20 protein-coding genes are annotated in these 22,763 nt (G+C 56.7%); 16 read left to right on the forward strand and 4 right to left on the reverse strand.

Annotated elements, in window-relative coordinates; genetic code table 11:
• Nucleotides 1-97: 97 nt before the first annotated feature.
• From SPG90_RS00405 to adrA, 5 genes are all read left to right on the forward strand, one after another.
• A complete protein-coding gene (locus SPG90_RS00405) occupies nt 98-1,312 on the forward strand; it encodes a multidrug efflux MFS transporter (protein ID WP_023310531.1) in 1,215 nt (404 codons plus the stop codon).
• Nucleotides 1,313-1,521: 209 nt separating this feature from the next.
• Nucleotides 1,522-1,782 (forward strand): anti-adapter protein IraP, encoded by a 261-nt coding sequence (gene iraP / locus SPG90_RS00410; RefSeq protein WP_023310532.1) that lies wholly within the window; start codon nt 1,522-1,524, stop codon nt 1,780-1,782.
• A 99-nt stretch (nt 1,783-1,881) separates the two neighbouring features.
• On the forward strand, nt 1,882-3,297 hold the full coding sequence (gene phoA, locus SPG90_RS00415; protein WP_322407822.1) for an alkaline phosphatase: 1,416 nt from the start codon (nt 1,882-1,884) through the stop codon (nt 3,295-3,297).
• An 89-nt stretch (nt 3,298-3,386) separates the two neighbouring features.
• On the forward strand, nt 3,387-3,707 hold the full coding sequence (gene psiF, locus SPG90_RS00420) for a phosphate starvation-inducible protein PsiF (RefSeq protein WP_045400620.1): 321 nt from the start codon (nt 3,387-3,389) through the stop codon (nt 3,705-3,707).
• 102 nt (nt 3,708-3,809) lie between these two features.
• The gene (gene adrA / locus SPG90_RS00425; RefSeq protein ID WP_045400623.1) at nt 3,810-4,913 is read left to right on the forward strand and encodes a diguanylate cyclase AdrA; all 1,104 of its coding nucleotides are present in this window, start codon (nt 3,810-3,812) and stop codon (nt 4,911-4,913) included.
• 14 nt (nt 4,914-4,927) lie between these two features.
• Here adrA and proC read toward each other — a convergent pair whose 3' ends face one another.
• On the reverse strand, nt 4,928-5,737 hold the full coding sequence (gene proC, locus SPG90_RS00430) for a pyrroline-5-carboxylate reductase (RefSeq protein WP_023310536.1): 810 nt from the start codon (nt 5,735-5,737) through the stop codon (nt 4,928-4,930).
• A 97-nt stretch (nt 5,738-5,834) separates the two neighbouring features.
• On the opposite strand from proC, the gene SPG90_RS00435 reads away from it, so the two are divergent.
• From SPG90_RS00435 to ppnP, 5 genes are all read left to right on the forward strand, one after another.
• Nucleotides 5,835-6,293 carry a YaiI/YqxD family protein gene (locus SPG90_RS00435; protein ID WP_045400626.1) on the forward strand — a complete coding sequence of 153 codons (459 nt, stop codon included), beginning with the start codon at nt 5,835-5,837 and terminating at the stop codon, nt 6,291-6,293.
• A gap of 143 nt (nt 6,294-6,436) precedes the next feature.
• Nucleotides 6,437-6,961: a shikimate kinase AroL gene (gene aroL / locus SPG90_RS00440; protein WP_023310537.1), complete on the forward strand. Its 525-nt coding sequence runs from the start codon at nt 6,437-6,439 to the stop codon at nt 6,959-6,961.
• A 44-nt stretch (nt 6,962-7,005) separates the two neighbouring features.
• Nucleotides 7,006-7,197: a protein YaiA gene (gene yaiA / locus SPG90_RS00445; protein WP_008503272.1), complete on the forward strand. Its 192-nt coding sequence runs from the start codon at nt 7,006-7,008 to the stop codon at nt 7,195-7,197.
• A gap of 237 nt (nt 7,198-7,434) precedes the next feature.
• Nucleotides 7,435-8,112: an AroM family protein gene (locus SPG90_RS00450; RefSeq protein WP_126302964.1), complete on the forward strand. Its 678-nt coding sequence runs from the start codon at nt 7,435-7,437 to the stop codon at nt 8,110-8,112.
• Nucleotides 8,113-8,183: 71 nt separating this feature from the next.
• On the forward strand, nt 8,184-8,471 hold the full coding sequence (gene ppnP, locus SPG90_RS00455; RefSeq protein ID WP_008503270.1) for a pyrimidine/purine nucleoside phosphorylase: 288 nt from the start codon (nt 8,184-8,186) through the stop codon (nt 8,469-8,471).
• A 48-nt stretch (nt 8,472-8,519) separates the two neighbouring features.
• Here ppnP and rdgC read toward each other — a convergent pair whose 3' ends face one another.
• Nucleotides 8,520-9,434: a recombination-associated protein RdgC gene (gene rdgC / locus SPG90_RS00460; protein WP_023310540.1), complete on the reverse strand. Its 915-nt coding sequence runs from the start codon at nt 9,432-9,434 to the stop codon at nt 8,520-8,522.
• Between the two features lie 123 nt (nt 9,435-9,557).
• On the opposite strand from rdgC, the gene mak reads away from it, so the two are divergent.
• Nucleotides 9,558-10,463, forward strand: coding sequence for a fructokinase (gene mak / locus SPG90_RS00465; RefSeq protein ID WP_126302963.1), 906 nt, complete (start codon nt 9,558-9,560; stop codon nt 10,461-10,463).
• A 155-nt stretch (nt 10,464-10,618) separates the two neighbouring features.
• On the opposite strand, the gene sbcC is transcribed toward mak, so the two are convergent.
• A complete protein-coding gene (gene sbcC / locus SPG90_RS00470; protein WP_322407823.1) occupies nt 10,619-13,750 on the reverse strand; it encodes an exonuclease subunit SbcC in 3,132 nt (1,043 codons plus the stop codon).
• On the reverse strand, nt 13,747-14,952 hold the full coding sequence (gene sbcD / locus SPG90_RS00475) for an exonuclease subunit SbcD (RefSeq protein ID WP_163353499.1): 1,206 nt from the start codon (nt 14,950-14,952) through the stop codon (nt 13,747-13,749). Before sbcD ends, sbcC begins: the two co-directional genes overlap by 4 nt.
• A 187-nt stretch (nt 14,953-15,139) precedes the next feature.
• Here sbcD and phoB point away from each other — a divergent pair, with 187 nt between their 5' ends.
• The 5 genes from phoB (at nt 15,140) to malZ (ending at nt 22,682) form a co-directional block, all read left to right on the forward strand.
• Nucleotides 15,140-15,829: a phosphate response regulator transcription factor PhoB gene (phoB, locus tag SPG90_RS00480; protein WP_008503265.1), complete on the forward strand. Its 690-nt coding sequence runs from the start codon at nt 15,140-15,142 to the stop codon at nt 15,827-15,829.
• Between the two features lie 21 nt (nt 15,830-15,850).
• Nucleotides 15,851-17,146 carry a phosphate regulon sensor histidine kinase PhoR gene (gene phoR, locus SPG90_RS00485; RefSeq protein WP_045400639.1) on the forward strand — a complete coding sequence of 432 codons (1,296 nt, stop codon included), beginning with the start codon at nt 15,851-15,853 and terminating at the stop codon, nt 17,144-17,146.
• A gap of 409 nt (nt 17,147-17,555) precedes the next feature.
• Nucleotides 17,556-18,875: a branched-chain amino acid transporter carrier protein BrnQ gene (gene brnQ / locus SPG90_RS00490; protein ID WP_024906795.1), complete on the forward strand. Its 1,320-nt coding sequence runs from the start codon at nt 17,556-17,558 to the stop codon at nt 18,873-18,875.
• Between the two features lie 81 nt (nt 18,876-18,956).
• Nucleotides 18,957-20,330 carry a proline-specific permease ProY gene (proY, locus tag SPG90_RS00495; protein WP_029739758.1) on the forward strand — a complete coding sequence of 458 codons (1,374 nt, stop codon included), beginning with the start codon at nt 18,957-18,959 and terminating at the stop codon, nt 20,328-20,330.
• Between the two features lie 534 nt (nt 20,331-20,864).
• Nucleotides 20,865-22,682 carry a maltodextrin glucosidase gene (gene malZ / locus SPG90_RS00500; RefSeq protein ID WP_163353500.1) on the forward strand — a complete coding sequence of 606 codons (1,818 nt, stop codon included), beginning with the start codon at nt 20,865-20,867 and terminating at the stop codon, nt 22,680-22,682.
• Nucleotides 22,683-22,763: the final 81 nt, after the last annotated feature.

A 22,763-nucleotide genomic window follows, 5' to 3' on the forward strand; every position in this document is an offset into this window, starting at 1 on the left:
CACCAAAGTCAGTCGGGCCGCATCTCTGGTGCGACGTCAAAACGCGTAACTTGCTAATCTGTCGGCGAATTCGCCTAAAAATGAAGACTATTTCGTTATGGAATCCTGGAAAGTTAATCTTATCTCGGTCTGGTTTGGCTGCTTCTTTACCGGGCTGGCCATTAGCCAGATCCTGCCATTCCTGCCGCTGTACGTCTCGCAGCTGGGGGTGACCTCGCATGAAGCGCTCTCCATGTGGTCCGGCCTGACGTTCAGCGTCACGTTTCTGGTGTCCGCCATTGTGTCACCGATGTGGGGCAGCCTGGCGGATCGGAAAGGCCGTAAACTGATGCTGCTGCGCGCCTCGCTCGGGATGGCGATCGCCATTCTGCTCCAGGCCTTCGCCACCAACGTCTGGCAGCTGTTTTTCCTGCGCGCGGTGATGGGGCTGACGTCCGGGTACATTCCAAACGCCATGGCGCTGGTCGCCTCTCAGGTGCCGCGCGAGCGTAGCGGCTGGGCGCTGAGCACGCTCTCCACGGCGCAGATCAGCGGCGTCATCGGCGGTCCGCTGCTGGGGGGCTTTCTGGCGGACCACGTCGGGCTGCGCGCGGTATTTATCATCACCGCGATCCTGCTGGTGGTCAGTTTTCTGGTCACGCTCTTTCTTATCAAAGAGGGAGGACGCCCGGTTATCAGTAAATCTGAACGCCTGAGCGGCAAGGCCGTCTTCGCCTCGCTGCCCTATCCGGGACTGATGATCAGCCTGTTTGTGACCACTATGGTTATCCAGCTCTGTAACGGTTCGGTCGGTCCGATTCTGGCGCTGTTTATCAAGTCGATGGAGCCGGATAGCACAAATATCGCTTTTCTGAGCGGCATGATTGCGGCCGTGCCGGGCGTATCCGCCCTGATTTCCGCGCCGCGTCTGGGAAAACTGGGTGACAGGATCGGCACCGCGCGCATCCTGATGGCGACGCTGATCTTTGCGGTTGTGCTCTTCTTCGCGATGTCTTTTGTCACCTCTCCGCTTCAGCTAGGCGTATTGCGATTCCTGCTCGGGTTTGCTGATGGTGCAATGTTGCCTGCGGTACAGACCCTGCTGGTTAAATATTCCAGCGACCAGGTGACGGGGCGTATCTTTGGATATAACCAGTCATTTATGTATCTGGGGAATGTTGCCGGTCCGCTTATTGGCGCATCCGTTTCCGCGATGGCCGGTTTTCGTTGGGTATTTGCCGCCACGGCGATTGTCGTTTTAATCAATATTATCCAGCTGGCTATTGCACTGCGTCGCCGCAGACAAATGGCGGAAGCGAAATCGTCGAGATAATCGTTTCGTTGATGTATTATATATTCTTATGGTAGTCGCATTTTTATATAACAAAATGCGGCGTTTTTTTATAGAAAAACGTTTCGCTCACCGCGCGGTTCTTTATTTTTATTCCTGCATCACTTTTGCATACCATAATAAATTTCTTCTCTTTGCATTATGGATTCAGAATGCTAACTTCAGACAAAACTGAAAAAGGAACTGGCACGATGAAAAATCTCATTGCTGAATTGCTGGTCAAACTGGCACAAAAGGAAGAGGAGTCAAAAGAGCTGGTTGCTCAGGTCGAAGCACTGGAAATTGTGGTCACCGCGCTGCTGCGACAAATGGCGAAAACCGATCAACAGGCGTTGATTGAGAGCGTGGAAGGCGCACTGGACAGCGTCAGGCCTGAATCGCAGGTTCCGGTTGAGGATGCCGAGATGCTCCACCAGTACGTAAAGAAGCTGTTAAGGCATCCTCGCACCTAAACCGTCACAGGACGTAACGACGTGTCATAGAATTGTCATGCAGGATGCCTATAGTCGCTCTGTTTTTATTTTTATGTATTTGTACATGGAGAAAATAAATTGAAACAGAGCGCACTTTTCATCGCATTACTTCCCCTGTTAATTACCCCTGCCATTTATGCCGATACTGCCCAAACCCGCGTGCTGGATAATCGCGCGGCAAAAGGGGATATCACCCAGCCTGGCGGCGCACGCCGTTTATCAGAAGATCAAACTGCCGCTATTCGGGCTTCGCTGAATGATAAGCCGGCGAAAAATATTATTCTGCTTATTGGCGATGGAATGGGGGATTCCGAAATTACGGCGGCGCGAAATTATGCCGAGGGTGCGGGCGGCTTTTTTAAAGGTATCGACGCATTACCGTTGACCGGACAATATACCCATTACGCCCTGGATAAAAAAACCGGTAAACCGGATTACGTCACGGACTCGGCGGCCTCTGCTACGGCGTGGTCCACCGGCGTGAAAACCTATAATGGCGCGCTGGGTGTGGATATTCACGAAAAAGATCACCAAACCCTTCTGGAGATGGCAAAAGCGGCGGGCCTTGCGACCGGCAACGTCTCCACCGCTGAACTTCAGGATGCAACGCCCGCGGCGCTGGTGGCGCATGTAACCTCGCGTAAATGCTACGGTCCGTCAGTGACCAGCGAAAAATGTCCGACGAACGCGCTGGAAAAAGGCGGCAAAGGCTCGATTACGGAACAGCTGCTGAACGCGCGTCCTGACGTGACCCTGGGCGGCGGCGCGAAAACCTTCGCAGAAACCGCGACGGCGGGCGAGTGGCAGGGCAAAACGCTGCGCGAGCAGGCGCAGGCCCGCGGCTATCAGCTGGTGAGTGACGCCAGTTCGCTGGCAGCCATCACCGAGGCGAACCAGGACAAGCCGCTGCTGGGGCTATTCTCTGACGGCAACATGCCCGTGCGCTGGGAAGGACCAAAAGCCTCTTATCACGGCAATATCGATAAACCTGCCGTAACCTGTACGCCTAACCCGAAACGCACGGACAGCGTACCGACGCTGGCGGCGATGACTGATAAAGCCATCTCTCTGCTGAGCAAGGGCGAAAAAGGGTTCTTCCTGCAGGTGGAAGGCGCGTCGATTGATAAGCAGGATCATGCGGCGAACCCGTGCGGCCAGATTGGCGAAACCGTCGATCTGGACGAAGCGGTGCAGAAGGCGCTTGAGTTCGCGAAAAAAGACGGTAACACCCTGGTGGTGGTCACCGCGGACCATGCGCACGCCAGCCAGATTATTCCGGCAGATACCAAGGCCCCGGGCCTGACGCAGGCGCTGAATACCGAAGATGGCGCCGTTATGGTGTTGAGCTACGGCAACTCTGAAGAAGAGTCCATGGAGCACACCGGCACCCAGCTGCGCATTGCAGCCTATGGGCCGCACGCGGCAAACGTGGTAGGCCTGACCGATCAAACGGATCTGTTCTACACCATGAAGGCGGCGCTGGGTCTTAAATGATAAAATCCCGGCGGAAATCACATCTGCCGGGTGGTTTTTTTCCTGTCACGAACCAGACTTACAGGGAATGTTCACAAAAGGATGGTGCAATGAAAACAACATTACTGATTACTCTGCTCTCTGGCCTGTTCCTGATCGCATCGGCGAACGCGGAAGAGAAAACGTTAACGCCGCAACAGCAGCGTATGACCACCTGTAATCAACAGGCGACGTCTCAGAGTCTGAAGGGAGATGCTCGCAAGACATACATGAGCGACTGCCTTAAAAACGGCGCCGCGAAGCCGGCTGAAAAAAGTCTGACGCCGCAGCAGCAAAAAATGCGCGAGTGTAATGCGAAAGCAACCGAACAGTCCCTTAAAGGGGACGACCGCAGCAAGTTCATGAGCGCGTGCCTGAAGAAAAAAGTGTAGTTCAAACGGGTGAGCGGCTCTGGCGGCTCACCCGAAATTTCATACTTTCCCCGCAGACCCCCTCTCTATAATTTGGGAAAATGTTTCAGAATATTCCCAAAAATGATGAATGATGAAACGTATTACAACAAAAAGCGCATTCGTGAAGAGTGGAGTTTAACCCTTTCTCAGGATGACCCTCACCGCGCCGGCATTCAGTTTGCCCGGCGAGTCAGGCTGGCGCGCGCCGTCGGCCTGGCGGCAATGTTTTTCCCCGTTGCGGGGATGCTGGTCACCCATTTTTTACCCGGCGGCTGGTGGCTTTTACTGGTGGGGTGGTCGTTCGTCTGGCCCCATTTTGCCTGGCAGCTGTCCTGCCGCGCCGCTTCACCCCATCAGCAGGAAATTTTCAATCTTAAAATCGATGCCATTATTGCCGGGCTCTGGATCGGCGTGATGGGGATGAATGCGTTACCCACGGCAGCGCTGGTGATGATGGTAGGGATGAATATGATGGGCTCCGGGGGCTGTCGTCTGTTTCTCCCGGGGATCGCGTTGACCCTGCTCTCCGCGCTGGTGACCCTGCCACTCGTCGGGAAGGTTGTCGTCTTCAACCCCGACCTTGTGGAGTGGGGCTTAACGTTACCCGTACTCGTTCTTTATCCCATGCTGTTTGCCTGGCTCAGCCACCGAACCGCCGTCAGGCTTGCGGAACATAAGCAGCGGCTGGAAATGATGAGCACACGAGACGGGATGACCGGGGTCTTCAACCGCCGACACTGGGAAATGCTGCTGCGAAATGAATTTGAGCATTGTCGGCGCGACCACAGCACCGCCACGATATTGCTGATTGATATCGACCACTTTAAAAATATCAACGACACATGGGGGCACGACGTGGGCGACGAGGCGATCGTTGCCATTACGCGTCAGCTCCAGCGGTCGGTACGGTCAGGCGATGCGATCGGCCGGTTTGGCGGGGATGAGTTTGCGGTGATCATGTCGCAGACAGCGGCGGAGAGCGCCATCGCCGTGATGTCGCGACTGCATGAGCGGCTGGAAAAGCTGACGTTACCGTGCGCGCCAAAAGAAGCGCTGCGCATCAGCGTCGGCGTTGCCCCCTGGGGACCGCAGTTTGGACACTATCGGGAATGGCTAAAGGCGGCTGACGTGGCGCTCTATAAGGCGAAAAATGCCGGGCGCGGCCGCACCGAAGTGGCCGCCTGACGCCCGGTCAGAAATCAGGATTTACTCAGCTTCTCTGATTTTTCCATGCATTTTGCCATCGCTTCAATGACGGCCGAGCGGAACCCGCGCTCTTCCAGCACCCGCACCGCTTCGATGGTGGTACCGCCCGGAGAGCAGACCATATCTTTCAGTTCACCCGGATGTTTGCCGGTTTCCAGCACCATTTTGGCGGAGCCCATGACGGCCTGCGCGGCGAACTTATACGCCTGCGCGCGCGGCATTCCGCCAAGCACGGCGGCGTCGGCCATCGCTTCTAAAAACATGAACACATAGGCAGGGGCTGAGCCACTCACGCCGACCACCGGATGGATCATCGATTCGGCAATCACTTCTGCTTCACCGAAGCAGCGGAAAATATTCAGCACGTCGGCTACTTCTTCCGTGGTCACCAGCGCGTTAGGCGTGACGGAGGTCATGCCGGCATTGACCAGCGAGGGGGTATTGGGCATCGCGCGGACGATTTTACGATCGTGACCCAGCGCGCGCGCCAGCTGATCGAGCGTGACGCCCGCGGCAATCGACACGACCAGCGTCTCTTTATTCAGGCTGGAGGTGATATCGCTTAGCACTTTGATCATGATGTTTGGCTTGACGGCGCCAAAGACGATATCGGCGACCTGGGCGACTTCCTGCGCGCTTTCGGCGGCGTTGATCCCGTATTGATCGCGCAACTCGGCGACTTTGTCCGGTGACGGGGTATAGACCCAAATCTGACCCGGCAGCACCTGCCCGCTGGCGATCAGACCGCCCAGGATGGCTTTGCCCATGTTACCGCAGCCGATAAACCCGATTTTCTTGTCCATCACGATTCTCCGTCATTATGCGTTGTTATCTCTGATTGATAGCTTAACAACGAAATGCAGGCGACAATAGTCGGCAGACTCATTATGGGGAGACAATATGGCGATTTGGGTTGATGCGGACGCGTGTCCGAATGTGATTAAAGAGATTTTATTTCGTGCCGCCGAGCGCGTTCAGATGCCGCTGACGCTGGTGGCTAACCAGAATATTCGCGTACCGCCTTCGCGGTTCATCCGCTCTTTGCGCGTGCCGGCCGGATTCGACGTGGCGGATAACGAAATTGTTCGCCTGTGCAGCGCGGAGGATCTGGTGATCACGGCGGATATTCCGCTGGCTGCCGAAGTGCTGGAGAAAGGGGCGGCGGCGCTCAATCCGCGCGGGGAGCGTTACTCGCCTTCGACCATTCGTGAAAAGCTTACCATGCGCGATTTTATGGATACGATGCGGGCCAGCGGCGTGCAGACCGGTGGACCGGACAGCCTGTCCCAGCGCGACCGTCAGCTGTTCGCTGCCGAGCTGGATAAATGGCTGCTGGAAGTGAAGCGCCGCACAGCGTAATGATAATTATTGTCAATTTGTGGTACAGTGTGGCCTCCACAGGGTTGTCATCCCGTACCGCTTTGCAGTAAAGTAATCGCAACATCTTCTGCAATTATTTCTTTACACTCTTCAGCCATTCGGCATCAAGGGGAACACCTGGCATGACCCAACCCATCTTTTTAGTTGGCCCCCGCGGCTGTGGGAAAACCACCGTTGGCCTGGAGCTGGCACGCGTGTGTCATCGCCAGTTTGTTGATACCGACCACTGGCTTCAAACTGAGGCCGGAAAAACCATCGCTGAGATCGTTGAGCAAGAGGGATGGGAGAGCTTTCGCGCGCGCGAAACGGCCGCGCTGAAAGCGGTCACTACCCCGTCTGCCGTGATCGCGACCGGCGGCGGCATCGTTCTGGCGGAGTGCAATCGTCACTTTATGCGCGAAAAGGGGATTGTGATTTATCTCAGCGCGCCGGTGTCGGCTCTGGTAGGGCGGCTGGAAGCCTTTCCGGAAGAGGGGCAACGCCCCGCGCTGACCTCCAGGCCGCTCAGCGAAGAGGTGAGCGAAGTGCTGGCCGAACGCGATGCGCTATACCGCGAAGCGGCTCACCACGTGGTGGATGCGTCAGCCTCTCCCGAAGAGGTTGTGATTCAGATTATTACCGCCCTGCGTTTGGCTTGTGCCAGCTAACCGGCGTCTATACTTATAGCTCAGACATAAAAAAAGGATGAGCTATGCCAACCAGACCTCCCTATCCGCGTGAAGCGCGCATTGTTACCGTTGAAAAAGGCCAGACGGGTCATACCGTGACCTGGTACCAACTGCGTGCCGATCACCCCAAGCCGGACTCGCTGATCAGTGAACACGAGACTGAACAGGAAGCGCTGGATGCGAAACGGCGCTATGAAGATCCCGACATAACCTGAATGTTTTCCTAAACGTTCCAGTATCGTGCCTGAATCACACTTTTTACTCATCGGGAAAGTTAAGCAGGAGTTAATATTTAGTTATTACAAGTAACTCCGGTATCGGCAGGCGATCTTTACATTTCGATGTCGGGATCACCTGCTACGCTTGGTGCTGTTTTGTTGAAAAAATGAACTGTGCAGCGTAGTGAGCCTGTACCTGTGTGCACGATGTTGAAGTAATGGAAGGCGATCAAGATGAAGGCAACGTTGGCGATCCTCACCATTGGTGTGGTCCCTGTAAGCGAAGTGTTACCGCTCTTAACCGAGCATGTATCTGAACAACAGATAACGCATCTTAGCCTGCTGGGGAAGATGAGTCGGGAAGAGGTCATGGAAGACTACGCTGTCGAGGCGGGGGAGGATCCCTTGGCGACGTTATTAAGCGACGGTAAACTGGCGAATGTTTCACGCCAGAAAATCGAGCGCTCGCTGCAGGGCGTAATAGAAGTGCTCGATAATCAAGGTTATGACGTTATTTTACTGATGAGTACCGCGCCCATTAAGGGCCTCACGGCGCGTAATGCGATTTTGCTGGAGCCGATGCGGATCATTCCACCGCTGGTGGCCTCCATCGTGGATGGTCATCAGGTGGGGGTGATTGTGCCCATTGAGGAGCTTATGGATAACCAGGAAGCAAAGTGGCACGTGCTGGAAAAAGTGCCCTTGTATGCGCTGGCAAATCCGTTCTGGGACAGTGAGGCCAAGCTCATTGCTGCCGGGAAGGAACTGCTTGAGAGAGGGGCAGATGTCCTGATTCTGGACTGCCTCGGTTTCCATCAGCATCATCGTGATCTGCTGCAAAAAGCGCTGGATGTTCCCGTGCTGTTATCCAACGTTCTGATGGCTCGCCTGGCCTCGGAACTCCTTATGTAATGATTTTGCGTGACAGGTGATGAGCGTGGCCCCTATAGTGAATTTTTATCTAAAAATATAAGGGCCAGTTCATGCTTCAAAGTAACGAATACTTTTCCGGTAAAGTGAAATCCATTGGTTTTACCAGCAGCAGCACTGGCCGCGCCAGTGTCGGCGTTATGGCGGAAGGGGAATACACCTTTGGCACGGCGGAAGCTGAAGAAATGACGGTCGTCAGCGGGGCGCTGAACGTCTTACTGCCGGGTGAAACGGAATGGAAAGTTTACGCTGCCGGGCAAGTTTTCAACGTCCCTGGCCACAGCGAGTTCCATTTGCAGGTCGCTGAACCTACCTCTTATCTGTGCCGCTACCTGAAATAAAAAATAAGCCGGGTGGCGCTAACGCTTACCCGGCCTGCGTTTTGCCTGTTATCTCTGCGCTTCGCCGCCGAGACCTTCCACCAGATTCTGAATCAACGCGGCCAGCTCGCCGGTCATCAGGATAAAGTCCGCGTCAAAGCGCTGGGCGTAATCTTCCCTGTCGATATCTTCGTTCTGATCGCGCAACTCGTCGCAGAACTTAAGACGCTTCACGGAGCCGTCGTCGCACATCACGAACTGGATGCGCTGCTGCCAGTCGAGCGCCAGTTTAGTGACCACTTTACCCGCTTCGATGTGTACAGCGATCTCGTCGCTCACCAGATCCTGCTTCTTCGCGCGGATCACGCCGCCATCTTCCAGCAGGGCTTTCAGCTCGGCTTCATCAAGGATCTGGAAACCCTGAGCCGCAGCGCCACTGCGTACCCATTCGGTCAACGTCAGCTCGATCGGCGTTTCCAGCGCCAGCGGAACGACCGGTAAAGATCCGATGCTTTTACGCAGCAGGGCCAGAGTATCTTCTGCTTTCTTGGCGCTGGCGCAGTCCACCATGATCAGCCCGTTGACGGTGTCGATCCACATCATGGTCTGGCTAAAGCGGCTGAAGGCGCGCGGCAGCAGGGAGTGCAGCACTTCGTCTTTCAGCGAATCTTTTTCGGTCTTTTTCAGCTTGCGGCCCTGTTCGGCTTCCAGCTTGAAAATTTTCGCTTCGAGCGCCTGCTTAACCACCGGCGTCGGCAGGATTTTCTCTTCTTTACGGGCGCAGACGATGATTTGACCCGTGCTGCTGGCGTGGGTCAGTGCATCGCTTTGTGAACCCATTGGCGGAACCCAGCCGGTTTTTGCCATATCCTGGCTACCGCAAGGGGAAAAGGTATAAGCGGCTAACTGTTTTTCCATCTCTTCTGCACGCAGCGAAACGTCGCGGCTGAGACGGTAAACCATCAAATTTTTGAACCACAGCATGATAATTTCCACGGCCTTGTCGTTAAATCAGCGGGCATGATAACGAATTGTCGCATCGCTTGCATTGCTAATCGGGATGCGTGCTTCTACTCTGTTGATAATCAAAATAATGAGGAGAATCTTGTGCGTATTGGCATTGATTTGGGCGGCACCAAAACAGAAGTTATCGCACTGAGCGAGCAGGGGGAACAGCTGTTCCGCCACCGTCTGCCTACGCCGCGCGATGATTATCACCAGACTATCGAGACCATTGCCAGGCTGGTTGAGATGGCCGAGCAGGCCACAGGACAAACCGGCAGCGTCGGGATGGGGATCCCGGGGTCGATCTCGCCGTATACCGGGGTGGTTAAAAATGCCAACTCCACCTGGCTCAACGGTCAGCCGTTTGACAAAGATTTGAGCCAACGTCTGAACCGGGAAGTGCGTCTGGCCAACGACGCCAACTGTCTGGCGGTCTCTGAGGCCATCGACGGCGCGGCGGCCGGTGCCCAGACCGTGTTTGCCGTGATCGTCGGTACCGGCTGCGGCGCGGGCGTGGCGTTCGGCGGACGCGTCCATATCGGCGGTAACGGCACCGCGGGCGAGTGGGGACACAACCCGCTGCCGTGGATGGATGAAGACGAGCTTAAATACCGCGCTGAAGTGCCGTGCTACTGCGGAAAGCAGGGCTGTATTGAGACGTTTATCTCCGGCACCGGTTTTGCTACCGACTACCACCGCTTAAGCGGCCAGCCGTTAAAGGGCAACGAAATCATGCGTCTGGTCGAAGAACAGGATCCGGTCGCCGAGCTGGCCCTTAGCCGCTACGAAATGCGGCTGGCGAAATCCCTGGCGCACGTGGTGAATATTCTCGATCCGGACGTGATTGTGCTCGGCGGCGGCATGAGCAACGTTGACCGGCTGTACGCCACGGTTCCGAACCTTGTCAAACAGTGGGTCTTCGGCGGCGAGTGTGAAACCCCGATCCGCAAAGCTGTCCACGGTGACTCCAGCGGCGTGCGCGGCGCGGCGTGGCTGTGGCCGGAATAAAAGCAAATAATGTTTATTCCCTCTCCCTGTGGGAGAGGGCCAGGGTGAGGCAAGGTAAAAGCAAAACAGCAACGAAAGTTGCTGTTTTTGATGTTTGTACCCTCTCCCCGTGGGAGAGGGCCAGGGTGAGGGCACCAGACCGCACCGATCCCCATTTATTCCACCGCAAACACCTTATCCAGCCTGCTGTATCCCAGCCCGTTGATCTTCTTCACCTTGATCTGCACCGGAATGCGCTCTTTCATCGCCTCAACGTGGCTGATCACGCCGATGGTTTTCCCGGTGGCGTTCAGCGCGTCGAGCGCATCCAGCGCGGTATCCAGCGTTTCACTGTCGAGCGTGCCGAACCCTTCATCCAGGAAAAGGGAATCGATCCGCGTTTTATGACTCACCAGATCGGAAAGGGCCAGCGCCAGCGCCAGGCTGACCAGGAAGCTCTCACCGCCGGAGAGCGTGCGGGTATCGCGAACCGCATCCGCCTGCCAGGTATCGACCACTTCCAGCTCCAGCGCGTCGCTGGCCTTGCGCTGCAGCAGATAACGCCCGTGCAGGCGGTTAAGCTGCTGGTTAGCAAGCCAGACGAGATTGTCCAGCGTCAGCCCCTGCGCGAACTTACGGAACTTGTCGCCGGTGCTGGAGCCGATCAGCGCGTTCAGATAACCCCAGTCGTCCGCCTCGCGCGCGGCCTCTTCAATTTGCTGCATCAACGCCAGCTGGTGCTGACGGTTATCGCTGTCCTGCTTAAGCTGCTGGCGGATCTCGCCCTGATGCGTGGTGTTCTCGCGAAGCCGTTGCGCCAGCTGCTGCAGCTGGCTTTGCAGCGTGGGGGCATCGGCATTGAGCCCTTCCGGCCGCAGCGCCAGATGAGCCTGCAGCTGCTGGTTAGCCTGGCCGGAAAGGGCCGCGGCCTGCTGTATCTGGCTTTCCAGCGACTGCTTCAGCTGTTCGAGGCGACGAATAGCGTCGTCATCCAGCAGGGCGGCAAGGAACGCGTCCCGATCGGCAAAGCAGCTCGCTGAGAGCGCCGCGGTGAACTGTGCCTGCGACTGAAGCAGGCGCTCTTGCTCCAGCTTTTCCTGCTGCTGATGTGCGGTGAGCTGGCTTTGTAGCGACACGCATTCGTCGTGAACGTCTCGCCAGCCGTCCGGAATGGCCGGTTCGGCCTCTTCGCCGTTCGTTTCCGGAAGCGTGTCGAGCAGCTGCTTCAGCGCGTTTATGCGTTCCAGAAGTGCGCCGTGCTGCGTTTGTTTCTCCTGCCACTGCGCGAATTCCGCTTCGCGGGCGTGCAGCCAGGCGGCTTCATTCCCGTCTTCAGGTACGTTAAGCGATAGCGAAAGCAGGGTGTTTTCCAGCGCCTGGCGCGCGGCCGTCAGCTGCTGCTGATACTGTCGCTCCTGCACTTCCTGCTCGTTTAACTGGTTTTGCAGGGTCAGACGCTGGCTGAGCTGATAGAGCTGGCGCTCGTACTGTTCCTGCTCGTTCATCCATGGCGAGATATCTTCCTGAATATTTAACGCTATGTTCAGGGAAGTGCAGGCTTCCATCCACTCTTTAGTGAGTGCTTGCTCTTCCTGAGAGAGCATCTGCGCTTCGTCTGTCTCGCGCTGAATCTGCTGCGTCAGGGCATTAACCTGTCCCAGCACCAGCAGGCCTTCCTCTTTAAGGGCGGCGACCTCTTTTTCCAGGTCATCACGGCGGCGCTGGTTATCCGTCAGCTCAAGCGACTGGTATTGCGCAACGGCGGGATGCTCGCTGGAGCCGCACAGCGGACAGGGTTTGCCGGCCTCAAGCTGCGAACGATAATGTTCCAGCTTTTTGATCGTCGCTTCGGTTTCGCACAGGGCCTTGAGGTCCAGATAGTGCTGGTGTTTCTCTTTGTACTGCTGGCGACGCAGCGTCAGCGTTTCATTGAGTTTGTTTTGTTCGGCCTGGGCCTTCAGCACGCTTTCACCGCTCTGGCGCAGGCGCTTTTGCAGCGGCTGATAGCGGGCATGCAGCGACGTCAGCCACTGACGCAGCGTGCGTGACCGGGACTGCTGCTCCATAGCCGCACTGACCTCATCTGCCGTCAGCGTCAGCGAATTTTCCGGCATCTCAGCCAGCCTGTTGCGTAATTCCCCCATCCGCGCAGCAAGCGAGGCTAACTGCGTTTTGTCGCGGTTAAGCTGAGAGAACTGGGCACGCCAGCCGGCAATCTCCTGCCCCAGCAGGCGATAGCGTTCGTGCTCCGCCAGCCACTGCGCCAGCGCCGTCTGCTCGGTTTGAAGCTGCTCATGATTACGTTGGGCGGTATGACGGATCCGCGCGCGCAGCGCGGTTTTGGCTTGTAAGCGAGTATTTACTTCAATAATTCGCTGCTGGGTTTGCCTCAGGCGCGCGGTTTGCTCCTGCTGGTGCTCCCAAAGCGGTCGAAGCTGGGCGGCGGGCAGAGCAAGCTGGAGCTTTGCCAGTTCTGGCGCAGCGTTCGTCAGCGCCTGTTGCGCCTGCTGCTGCATCGCGGTGACGCGCTGTTGCTCAAGCACGAGCTCATCATGGCGCGTAAGCCACTGAAAATCTTTCTGTTGGCTTTGCTGCTGAACCAGCAGGGTTTTCTCTTCGTCAGTAAGCGCCTGCAAACTTTGCTGCAACTGCTGCTGTTGCTCTTCGCTCAACAGCACGACGCCCGCCGCCTGCGCCTCGCACTTTTCAAGCACGCTGCGGGCGGCTTTGTGTTTCTCAAACACCATGGCGGAAATCTGGCCGTAGATCTCGGTGCCGGTCAGTTCTTCCAGCAGCTCGGCGCGATCGCTCGGCCTGGCATTAAGGAAGGCGGCAAACTGCCCCTGTGAGAGCAGCATGGAGCGGGTGAAGCGGCCATAGTCCAGCCCGGTGAGCGCGGCGGTTTGCTCCAGTTTATCCGTCACTTTGTCGGCCAGGATTTTGCCATCTTCGCAGCGCGCCAGCTCCACGCGCGGCGCCTGCAGGTTTCCGTCCGGCTGGTTGCGCGCGCGGTTCTGGCTCCAGAATGCGCGATAGGCGGTGCCTTTTACCTCGAACTCCACTTCCGCCAGGCACTCGGCGGTGTCGCGCGTCATCAGGTCGTTTTGCGCCTGAGAAACCTTCTGCAGGCGTGGCGTTTCGTGATAAAGCGCCAGACAGATGGCGTCAAGCAGGGTGGTTTTACCTGCCCCGGTTGCGCCGGTGATGGCAAACAGACCGTTGCTGGCAAACGGTTCCGCGGTAAAGTCAATTTTCCACTCGCCCTTGAGGGAGTTGAGATTTTTCAGACGCAGGCTCAAAATTTTCATGCGTTTTCTTCCTCATCATTGAGCGCATGCAGGGTATGGCTGAACAGTTCGCTGAGTCTTGCGCGCTTCGCGTCGTCAATTTCCTCCTGCGAGAGCCTGCGTTCAAACACCTCTTCAACCCGCAGTTCACTGAGCGTTTCGCGTTGAGCGCTTAACAGAATTTTCTCGCGCTGCTCGCGGCTGCGGCGTACCAGTAAGACTTCGACGGGTAAATCTTCCGTCAGCGCCTGAATTTTTCGCTGCATATCGTGCAGGTAGTCGTCGGTGGTGATTTCGATATCCAGCCAGATGGGCGGGTTAAGCGCTGTTCCGCGCCACTGCTCAAGCTGGGCGGTAATGGCGTCAAGATCGCCCTTCAGCACCGCCAGAGGCTGGGTGACGGGCACCTCCAGCGTCTCGACGGCGTGAAGTTTTCCTTCGGAGAAGCTCACCATATGGACGGATTTGGCCTTGCCCGTTTCGTCAAAGCTGAGCGAAATTGGCGAGCCGCAGTAGCGGATGTGCTCGCTGCCGCCGACGATCTGAGCCCGGTGTATGTGCCCGAGCGCAATGTAGTCGGCTGGCGGGAAGTTCTGCGCCGGAAAGGCATCCAGCGTGCCGATATAGATGTCACGTACCGCGTCACTTTTACTGGCCCCGACGGTGGTTAGATGCCCCGTCGCAATCACCGGAATCGGCTGGTCGCCGCGCAGGGCGCAGGCATCGGCGTGCTGCTGGTGATAATAGTCGGTGATGGCCTGTAATAGATGCTGCTGCTTTTCCGCACCCGACAGCCCCGCCTGGCTTTGCACGATGTCGCGCGGCCGTAAAAAGGGAATGGGGCACAGCACCGCCCCCGACGTGCCGTCGCGTTTTTTCAGGATCTGCGGGGCGTGCCCGGCGCTGGCGACGACAGTGGTATTGAGAAATGCCAGGATGTCGCGGGATTCATTGAGCGTCGCGACGGAATCATGGTTGCCGGCGACAATCACCAGATGACAGCCGGTTTGCTGCAAATTCACCACGAAGCGGTTGTACAGTTCACGCGCATAGCTGGGGGGCGAGCCGGTATCAAAGATGTCACCCGCCACAATAATCGCGTCCACCTCGTGCGTCCGGGCCGTTTCCAGCAGCCAGTTCAGGAAGGCTTCATGTTCAGCCGCACGGCTTTTGCTGTAAAAATTTTGACCCAGATGCCAGTCCGAGGTGTGAAGTATGCGCATAGCTGATCCGTGGCAAAAAAGAGAAAGCAGGATTATAAACGTTCAGAGACGGGAAAATAACCGCTGTAATAAAACAACGGTTTGCCCCTTATCGTGGTACTGTTTTTCATAAATCTGTCATAAATCTGACGCATAATGGCGCCGAATTACAAACTTGTAACTTAAATAAGATAAGACAGGGCAAAGTATGGCGAGACGTATTCTGGTCGTAGAAGATGAAGCTCCAATTCGTGAAATGGTGTGCTTCGTGCTCGAGCAAAACGGCTTCCAGCCGGTTGAAGCGGAAGATTATGACAGCGCAGTGAACCAGCTGAATGAACCCTGGCCCGATCTGATTCTGCTGGACTGGATGTTGCCCGGCGGCTCCGGACTGCAGTTTATCAAACACCTGAAGCGTGAAGCGCTGACCCGCGACATCCCGGTTGTGATGCTCACGGCGCGCGGAGAAGAAGAGGATCGCGTGCGCGGTCTGGAGACCGGCGCGGACGATTACATTACAAAACCGTTCTCCCCAAAAGAGCTGGTTGCCCGCATTAAAGCCGTGATGCGCCGTATTTCGCCGATGGCGGTGGAAGAGGTGATCGAAATGCAGGGGCTGAGCCTTGATCCCACCTCACACCGCGTAATGACCGGTGAAAATCCCCTCGACATGGGGCCTACCGAATTTAAACTCCTGCACTTCTTTATGACCCATCCGGAACGCGTTTACAGCCGCGAGCAGTTGCTGAATAACGTCTGGGGAACTAACGTGTATGTCGAAGACCGGACGGTTGACGTACATATTCGCCGCCTGCGAAAAGCACTGGAACTGAGCGGCCACGATCGCATGGTGCAGACGGTCCGCGGCACGGGTTATCGTTTTTCTACCCGTTTCTGAACAATGACAGGAGTGTGACGCGTGCTGGAACGTCTGTCATGGAAAAGGCTCGTCTTTGAACTGATCTTATGCTGTATTCCGGCCTTCATTCTGGGGGCCTTTCTTGGACACCTGCCGTGGTTTCTGCTGGCGTCGGTCACCGGGCTGCTCATCTGGCATTTCTGGAACCTGCTGCGCCTCTCCTGGTGGCTGTGGGTTGACCGAAGTATGACGCCGCCGCCGGGAAGCGGCAGCTGGGAGCCGCTGCTGTACGGTCTGCATCAGATGCAGATGCGTAATAAAAAGCGTCGCCGCGAGCTGGGAAGCCTGATTAAGCGTTTTCGCAGCGGTGCAGAGTCGCTGCCGGATGCCGTTATTCTGACGACCGAAGAAGGGACAATCTTCTGGTGTAACGGCCTTGCGCAACAGCTGCTGGGCCTGCGCTGGCCCGACGACAATGGCCAGAATATCCTCAACCTTCTGCGTTATCCCGAGTTCACGCTGTATCTGAAAAAGCGTGATTTTACCCGCCCGCACAATCTGAAGCTCAATAATGGTCGCCATCTGGAAATCCGCGTGATGCCCTACAGCGATAAGCAGTGGCTAATGGTGGCGCGCGATGTCACCCAGATGCACCAGCTGGAAGGGGCGCGTCGCAACTTCTTCGCCAACGTCAGTCACGAACTGCGTACCCCGCTGACCGTGCTTCAGGGATACCTGGAGATGATGCAGGAGCAAACGCTTGAAGGCGCGCCGCGTGAAAAAGCGCTGCACACCATGCGCGAGCAAACGCACCGGATGGAAGGGCTGGTGAAGCAGCTGCTGACGCTCTCGAAGATTGAAGCGGCGCCGACGCTCGCGCTAAATGACACCATTGATGTGCCGATGATGCTGCGGGTCGTTGAGCGTGAAGCGCAGACGCTAAGCCACAAAAAGCATCACCTGACCTTTGAGGTCGACAATACGCTGAAGGTGCTGGGCAGCGAAGATGAACTGCGTAGCGCCATTTCCAACCTGGTGTATAACGCGGTGAATCATACGCCGGAGGGGACGAATATCGTGGTGCGCTGGCATCATGCCCCAACGGGGGCTGAGTTTAGCGTGGAAGACAACGGGCCGGGAATTGCGCCTGAGCATATTCCGCGCCTGACCGAGCGCTTTTACCGTGTGGATAAAGCGCGATCCCGGCAGACTGGCGGAAGCGGTCTGGGGCTGGCAATTGTGAAACACGCGGTGAATCACCATGAAAGCCGTCTCGATATTCAGAGTACGCTGGGTAAAGGAACCCGCTTCAGTTTCGTTATTCCGGAACGATTAATTGCCAAAAAGATCGCCTGACGGCAGGCGTGTCATTTTACCTTTCCACGGGTCAGCGTCTGCTGGCCCGTTTGCTTTGCAGTCAAGCGAAACGCGGATGAATTTTATACGGCTGACTGTTTTTTGTTCGCATGATTAGCCATGGGTTTTTCTTATAAATAGCGTATTGTTCTGAGGTGTGTCTCCATGCTGGCATATTGTTCTGGTTTTGCGATCCCACCTTGCCTTTAAACGTTATAAGCGTTTAAATTGCGCCCCAGATACTGTCAGACCGACTGTATTTGCGTGGTAAATCGAAAAACTATTCTTCTCCACGCCAGGACGGGAGCATTTCCCGCTGAAATTGAGCAAATTTTCGGCTGCATCGTCCCGTCAGGGATATCGAAAATCTCAATGTTTTCAACACCACATCCACAGGCAGTAAGGTTTTATGACCCATCACTTAAAATCGCGTGACATCATCGCGCTGGGCTTTATGACATTTGCGCTGTTCGTTGGCGCAGGCAACATCATTTTCCCTCCAATGGTTGGCTTACAGGCGGGTGAACACGTCTGGACCGCCGCGTTTGGTTTCCTGATTACTGCCGTGGGTCTGCCGGTTCTGACCGTCGTTGCGCTGGCGAAAGTCGGCGGCGGTGTGGATAGCCTCAGCACCCCGATTGGCAAAGTGGCGGGCGTTCTGCTGGCAACCGTCTGCTATCTCGCCGTTGGCCCGCTGTTTGCGACCCCGCGTACGGCAACCGTTTCCTTCGAAGTGGGTATTGCTCCCCTGACCGGTGACGGTGCGATGCCGCTGTTTATCTACAGCCTGATCTACTTCGCGATCGTGATTCTGGTTTCCCTCTATCCGGGAAAACTGCTGGATACCGTGGGTAACTTCCTGGCTCCGCTGAAAATTGTTGCCCTGATCGTGCTGGCGGTAGCCGCTATCGTCTGGCCTGCAGGCCCAATTAGCGATGCGATGGACGCCTATAAAAACGCCGCGTTCTCTAACGGCTTTGTGAACGGCTACCTGACGATGGATACGCTGGGCGCCATGGTGTTTGGTATCGTTATCGTTAACGCCGCGCGTTCCCGCGGTGTGACCGAAGCGCGCCTGCTGACCCGCTATACCATCTGGGCTGGCCTGATGGCCGGTGTGGGTCTGACGCTGCTGTATCTGGCACTGTTCCGTCTGGGTTCCGACAGCGCCATGCTGGTCGATCAGAACGCCAACGGTGCGGCTATCCTGCACGCCTACGTTCAGCACACCTTCGGCGGTGCGGGCAGTATGCTGCTGGCGGCGCTCATCTTCCTGGCCTGTCTGGTCACCGCGGTTGGCCTGACCTGCGCCTGCGCAGAGTTCTTTGCACAGTATCTGCCGCTCTCTTACCGCACCCTGGTGTTTATCCTCGGCATCTTCTCTATGGCGGTGTCCAACCTCGGTCTGAGCCACCTGATTCAGGTCTCGATTCCGGTGCTGACGGCGATTTATCCGCCGTGCATCGTGCTGGTGGTGTTGAGCTTTACTCGCCCGTGGTGGAACAACTCTTCACGAATTATTGCGCCAGCCATGTTTATCAGCCTGATTTTTGGTATCCTTGACGGGATTAAAGCATCAGCTTTCGCGCACATACTGCCGGCATGGACACAGCGTCTGCCGCTGTCCGAGCAGGGTCTGGCCTGGCTGATGCCTACCGTTGTTGCACTGGTTCTGGCCATTATCTGGGACCGTGCTGCAGGGCGTCAGGTCGCATCGAACGCCCATTAATCAACGGCAACAAACTGTTTAACCACGGGGCTTAAGGCCCCGTGGTTTTTTGTTTTTTTCGTGTTGAATGGCAAGATTTAAATGGAAAGCACTAACAAACTTAAACGTGGATTGAGCACGCGCCACATCCGCTTTATGGCGCTGGGCTCTGCTATCGGCACCGGTCTTTTTTATGGCTCGGCAGATGCCATCAAAATGGCCGGTCCCAGCGTTCTGCTGGCGTACATCATCGGCGGCGTGGCGGCGTATATCATCATGCGCGCCCTCGGCGAAATGTCGGTTCACAACCCGTCCGCCAGCTCCTTCTCCCGCTACGCGCAGGAAAACCTCGGCCCGCTGGCCGGGTTTATCACCGGCTGGACCTACTGTTTTGAAATCCTGATTGTGGCAATTGCCGACGTGACGGCATTTGGCATCTATATGGGCGTCTGGTTCCCGGCGGTGCCGCACTGGATTTGGGTGCTGAGCGTGGTGCTGATCATTTGCGCCGTTAACCTGATGAGCGTGAAGGTGTTCGGCGAGCTGGAGTTCTGGTTCTCCTTCTTCAAGGTCGCCACCATTATCATCATGATCGTGGCCGGTTTCGGCATCATCATCTGGGGAATCGGCAACGGCGGGCAGCCGACCGGCATCCATAACCTCTGGAGCAACGGGGGCTTCTTCAGCAACGGCTGGCTCGGCATGGTGATGTCGCTGCAGATGGTGATGTTTGCCTACGGCGGTATCGAGATTATCGGTATTACCGCCGGGGAAGCGAAAGATCCGGAGAAGTCCATTCCGCGCGCCATCAACTCGGTGCCGATGCGTATTCTGGTGTTCTACGTGGGTACGCTGTTCGTGATTATGTCCATCTACCCTTGGAATCAGGTAGGCACCAACGGTAGCCCGTTTGTTCTGACCTTCCAGCATATGGGGATTGCCTTTGCGGCCAGCATTCTGAACTTTGTGGTGCTCACCGCGTCGCTCTCCGCGATTAACAGTGACGTCTTTGGCGTGGGCCGTATGCTGCACGGCATGGCGGAGCAGGGTAGTGCGCCGAAGGTGTTCGCCAAAACCTCACGCCGCGGCACGCCGTGGGTGACCGTCGTGGTGATGACCGTGGCGCTGCTGTTCTCGGTTTACCTGAACTACATCATGCCGGAGAACGTCTTCCTGGTGATCGCATCGCTGGCGACCTTCGCGACGGTGTGGGTGTGGATTATGATCCTGCTGTCGCAGATCGCATTCCGTCGTCGTCTGTCGCCGGATGAGGCGAAAGCGCTGAAGTTCAAAGTTCCTGGCGGCGTTGCGACGACCGTGGTCGGGCTGATCTTCCTGGTGTTTATCATTGCCCTGATTGGCTACCATCCGGATACCCGCATTTCCCTGTACGTGGGCTGCGCGTGGATCGTCCTGCTGCTGGTGGGCTGGGTGTTTAAATGCCGCCGCGACCGTCAGCTGGCGGAAGCGCAGTAATATTTGTATTACTTGTTCCGTGGAAGGGGATTGCCAGGCAATTTTTAACCTGAAGCGATGCATGTGGTTTCAGGAAAGTGAATGGCTTACAGCGATGCCCTGGTCCGGCTGTAAATCGCCGAAGCGTTTCCGTTAGGCCGGGGCGAGGCGCAGGGATGCGCCGAGAGGGCGGGGCCTGCATGGATGCAGGCTCATGCCCGACCCGATAGCCTGAAGGAATAAGCTGAGGGCACCGCGAAGCGGCGATTTACCGCCGGGAGCCCGGGTCGCCAGGGTGGTGGCGACTGAGCCGCCCTGGCACGTTCACAGGCCATGGCATTACAGAGTAGCAAGGAACATGAAGTGAACGGAATTACCCCAATAGCCGCATGTTTCCCCCTCACCCCAGCCCTCTCCCTCAAGGGAGAGGGAGCCGTCCGTGCGGGCATTATTACCTCCTCCCCCGTCCTCCTCCCCCAATAAATCACGTCATGGTGAGCTATCCTTAACCACCCTGTGGCAAGGTGACGTCAATTTCATCAAAGGGGATTCGTGATGTTAAACGCCTGGCACCTTCCGGTTGCCCCATTTGTTAAGCAAAACAAAGACAACCTTGTGATTACGCTCTGGCTGGCGGGGGAAAATCAGCCTGAACGCGTGACGCTCCGCGCCGAAATAGATAACGAAGAGACCGGGTTGAAAATGCACAAGCTGCGCAGCCAGCCGCAGCCGGGGATAACGGCGTGGCGAGCAAATATCGACCTGAGCAGCGGGCAGCCGCGTCGCCGCTACAGCTTCAAACTGCTGTGGAATAACCGCCAGCTGTGGTTTACCCCGCAGGGGTTTAGCCGTTTCCCGCCCGCACGGCTGGAGCAGTTCGCGGTCGATTACCCGGATAACGGCCCGCAGTGGGTTAACGATCAGGTGTTTTACCAGATTTTCCCGGACCGTTTTGCGCGCAGCGAAAAACGCACTGCCGACCAGGATAAGATCTATCACCACCATGCGGCGGGCCACGACATTATCCTGAAAGCGTGGAATGAGCCCTTAACCGCGCAGGCGGGCGGATCCACTTTTTACGGCGGCGATCTCGACGGCATCAGCGAAAAGCTGCCGTACCTGAAAAAGCTCGGCGTGACGGCGCTGTATCTCAACCCGGTGTTTAAAGCCCCGAGCGTGCACAAATACGATACCGAAGATTATCGCCACGTTGACGCGCAGTTTGGCGGTGACGAGGCGCTGCTGCGCCTGCGTAAGAACACCCAAAACGAAGGCATGCGCCTGATTCTGGACGGCGTGTTCAACCACAGCGGAGATTCGCACGCCTGGTTTGACCGTCATAACCAGTCGATGGGCGGGGCATGTCATAACCCGGAGTCGCCGCAGCGCGACTGGTACAGCTTTAACGAGGAGGGCCGCGCGCTGGACTGGCTGGGTTACGCCAGCCTGCCGAAGCTGGATTTCCAGTCGCCAACGCTCGTGAATGAAATCTACGGCGGTGAAGACAGCATCGTCCGTCACTGGCTGAAGGCGCCGTGGAATATGGACGGCTGGCGTCTGGACGTAGTGCATATGCTCGGCGAAGCGGGCGGGGCGCGGAATAACCTTCAGCACGTCGCCGGGATTACGCGCTCGGCAAAAGCGGCCCAGCCAGAGGCGTTCGTCTTTGGCGAGCACTTTGGCGACGCGCGCCAGTGGCTGCAGAACGATGCGGAAGATGCGGCGATGAACTATCGCGGCTTTACCTTCCCGCTGTGGGGATTCCTCGCTAACACCGACATCTCCTACGATCCGAATCATATCGACGCTGAAACCTGCATGGCGTGGATGGAGAACTATCGCGCCGGTCTGTCTCATCAGCAGCAGCTGCGGATGTTCAACCAGCTCGATAGCCACGATACCGCCCGCTTTAAATCCCTGCTCGGCAAGGATGTGGCGCGTCTGCCGCTGGCGGTGACCTGGCTCTTCACCTGGCCGGGCGTGCCGTGCATCTATTATGGAGATGAAGTGGGGCTGGACGGCAACAACGATCCGTTCTGCCGGAAAACCTTCCCGTGGGAGCCAGAGAAGCAGGACAAGGTGCTGTTCAGCCTGTATCAGCGGCTGGCGAAGCTGCGTAAGCAGAGTCTCGCCCTTCGCTACGGCGGCTGTCAGGTGGTGTATGCCCACGATAACGTGGTGGTGTTTGCTCGCGTCTACAATCAGCAGCGCGTGCTGGTGGCCATTAACCGGGGCGAAGCCTGCGAAGTGGTGCTGGATGATTCACCGCTGCTGAAGGTGGCGGCGTGGAAGAATAAAGAGGGCAAGGCAACGATACAGGACGGCGTGCTGGCGCTGCCTGCGGTATCCGCGACGATCTGGTTTGGCAGCTAAGACCTGCTAATGTTTCCACCTTTTAAGATGGCGCAAATGCAACTATTTGTGTCAATCTTAACGGATCGTTTACGGTGAAGG

The organism is Enterobacter sp. D2, from assembly GCF_034427575.1.
In the GTDB taxonomy this organism is placed as follows: domain Bacteria; phylum Pseudomonadota; class Gammaproteobacteria; order Enterobacterales; family Enterobacteriaceae; genus Enterobacter; species Enterobacter cloacae_M.

Coding starts and splice junctions, on each gene's coding strand:
- SPG90_RS00405 (WP_023310531.1), top strand. CDS start 98: ATGGAATCCTGGAAAGTTAATCTTATCTCGGTCTGGTTTGGCTGCTTC.
- iraP (WP_023310532.1), top strand. CDS start 1,522: ATGAAAAATCTCATTGCTGAATTGCTGGTCAAACTGGCACAAAAGGAA.
- psiF (WP_045400620.1), top strand. CDS start 3,387: ATGAAAACAACATTACTGATTACTCTGCTCTCTGGCCTGTTCCTGATC.
- adrA (WP_045400623.1), top strand. CDS start 3,810: ATGATGAATGATGAAACGTATTACAACAAAAAGCGCATTCGTGAAGAG.
- proC (WP_023310536.1), bottom strand. CDS start 5,737: ATGGACAAGAAAATCGGGTTTATCGGCTGCGGTAACATGGGCAAAGCC.
- SPG90_RS00435 (WP_045400626.1), top strand. CDS start 5,835: ATGGCGATTTGGGTTGATGCGGACGCGTGTCCGAATGTGATTAAAGAG.
- aroL (WP_023310537.1), top strand. CDS start 6,437: ATGACCCAACCCATCTTTTTAGTTGGCCCCCGCGGCTGTGGGAAAACC.
- yaiA (WP_008503272.1), top strand. CDS start 7,006: ATGCCAACCAGACCTCCCTATCCGCGTGAAGCGCGCATTGTTACCGTT.
- SPG90_RS00450 (WP_126302964.1), top strand. CDS start 7,435: ATGAAGGCAACGTTGGCGATCCTCACCATTGGTGTGGTCCCTGTAAGC.
- ppnP (WP_008503270.1), top strand. CDS start 8,184: ATGCTTCAAAGTAACGAATACTTTTCCGGTAAAGTGAAATCCATTGGT.
- rdgC (WP_023310540.1), bottom strand. CDS start 9,434: ATGCTGTGGTTCAAAAATTTGATGGTTTACCGTCTCAGCCGCGACGTT.
- sbcC (WP_322407823.1), bottom strand. CDS start 13,750: ATGAAAATTTTGAGCCTGCGTCTGAAAAATCTCAACTCCCTCAAGGGC.
- sbcD (WP_163353499.1), bottom strand. CDS start 14,952: ATGCGCATACTTCACACCTCGGACTGGCATCTGGGTCAAAATTTTTAC.
- phoB (WP_008503265.1), top strand. CDS start 15,140: ATGGCGAGACGTATTCTGGTCGTAGAAGATGAAGCTCCAATTCGTGAA.
- brnQ (WP_024906795.1), top strand. CDS start 17,556: ATGACCCATCACTTAAAATCGCGTGACATCATCGCGCTGGGCTTTATG.
- proY (WP_029739758.1), top strand. CDS start 18,957: ATGGAAAGCACTAACAAACTTAAACGTGGATTGAGCACGCGCCACATC.
- malZ (WP_163353500.1), top strand. CDS start 20,865: ATGTTAAACGCCTGGCACCTTCCGGTTGCCCCATTTGTTAAGCAAAAC.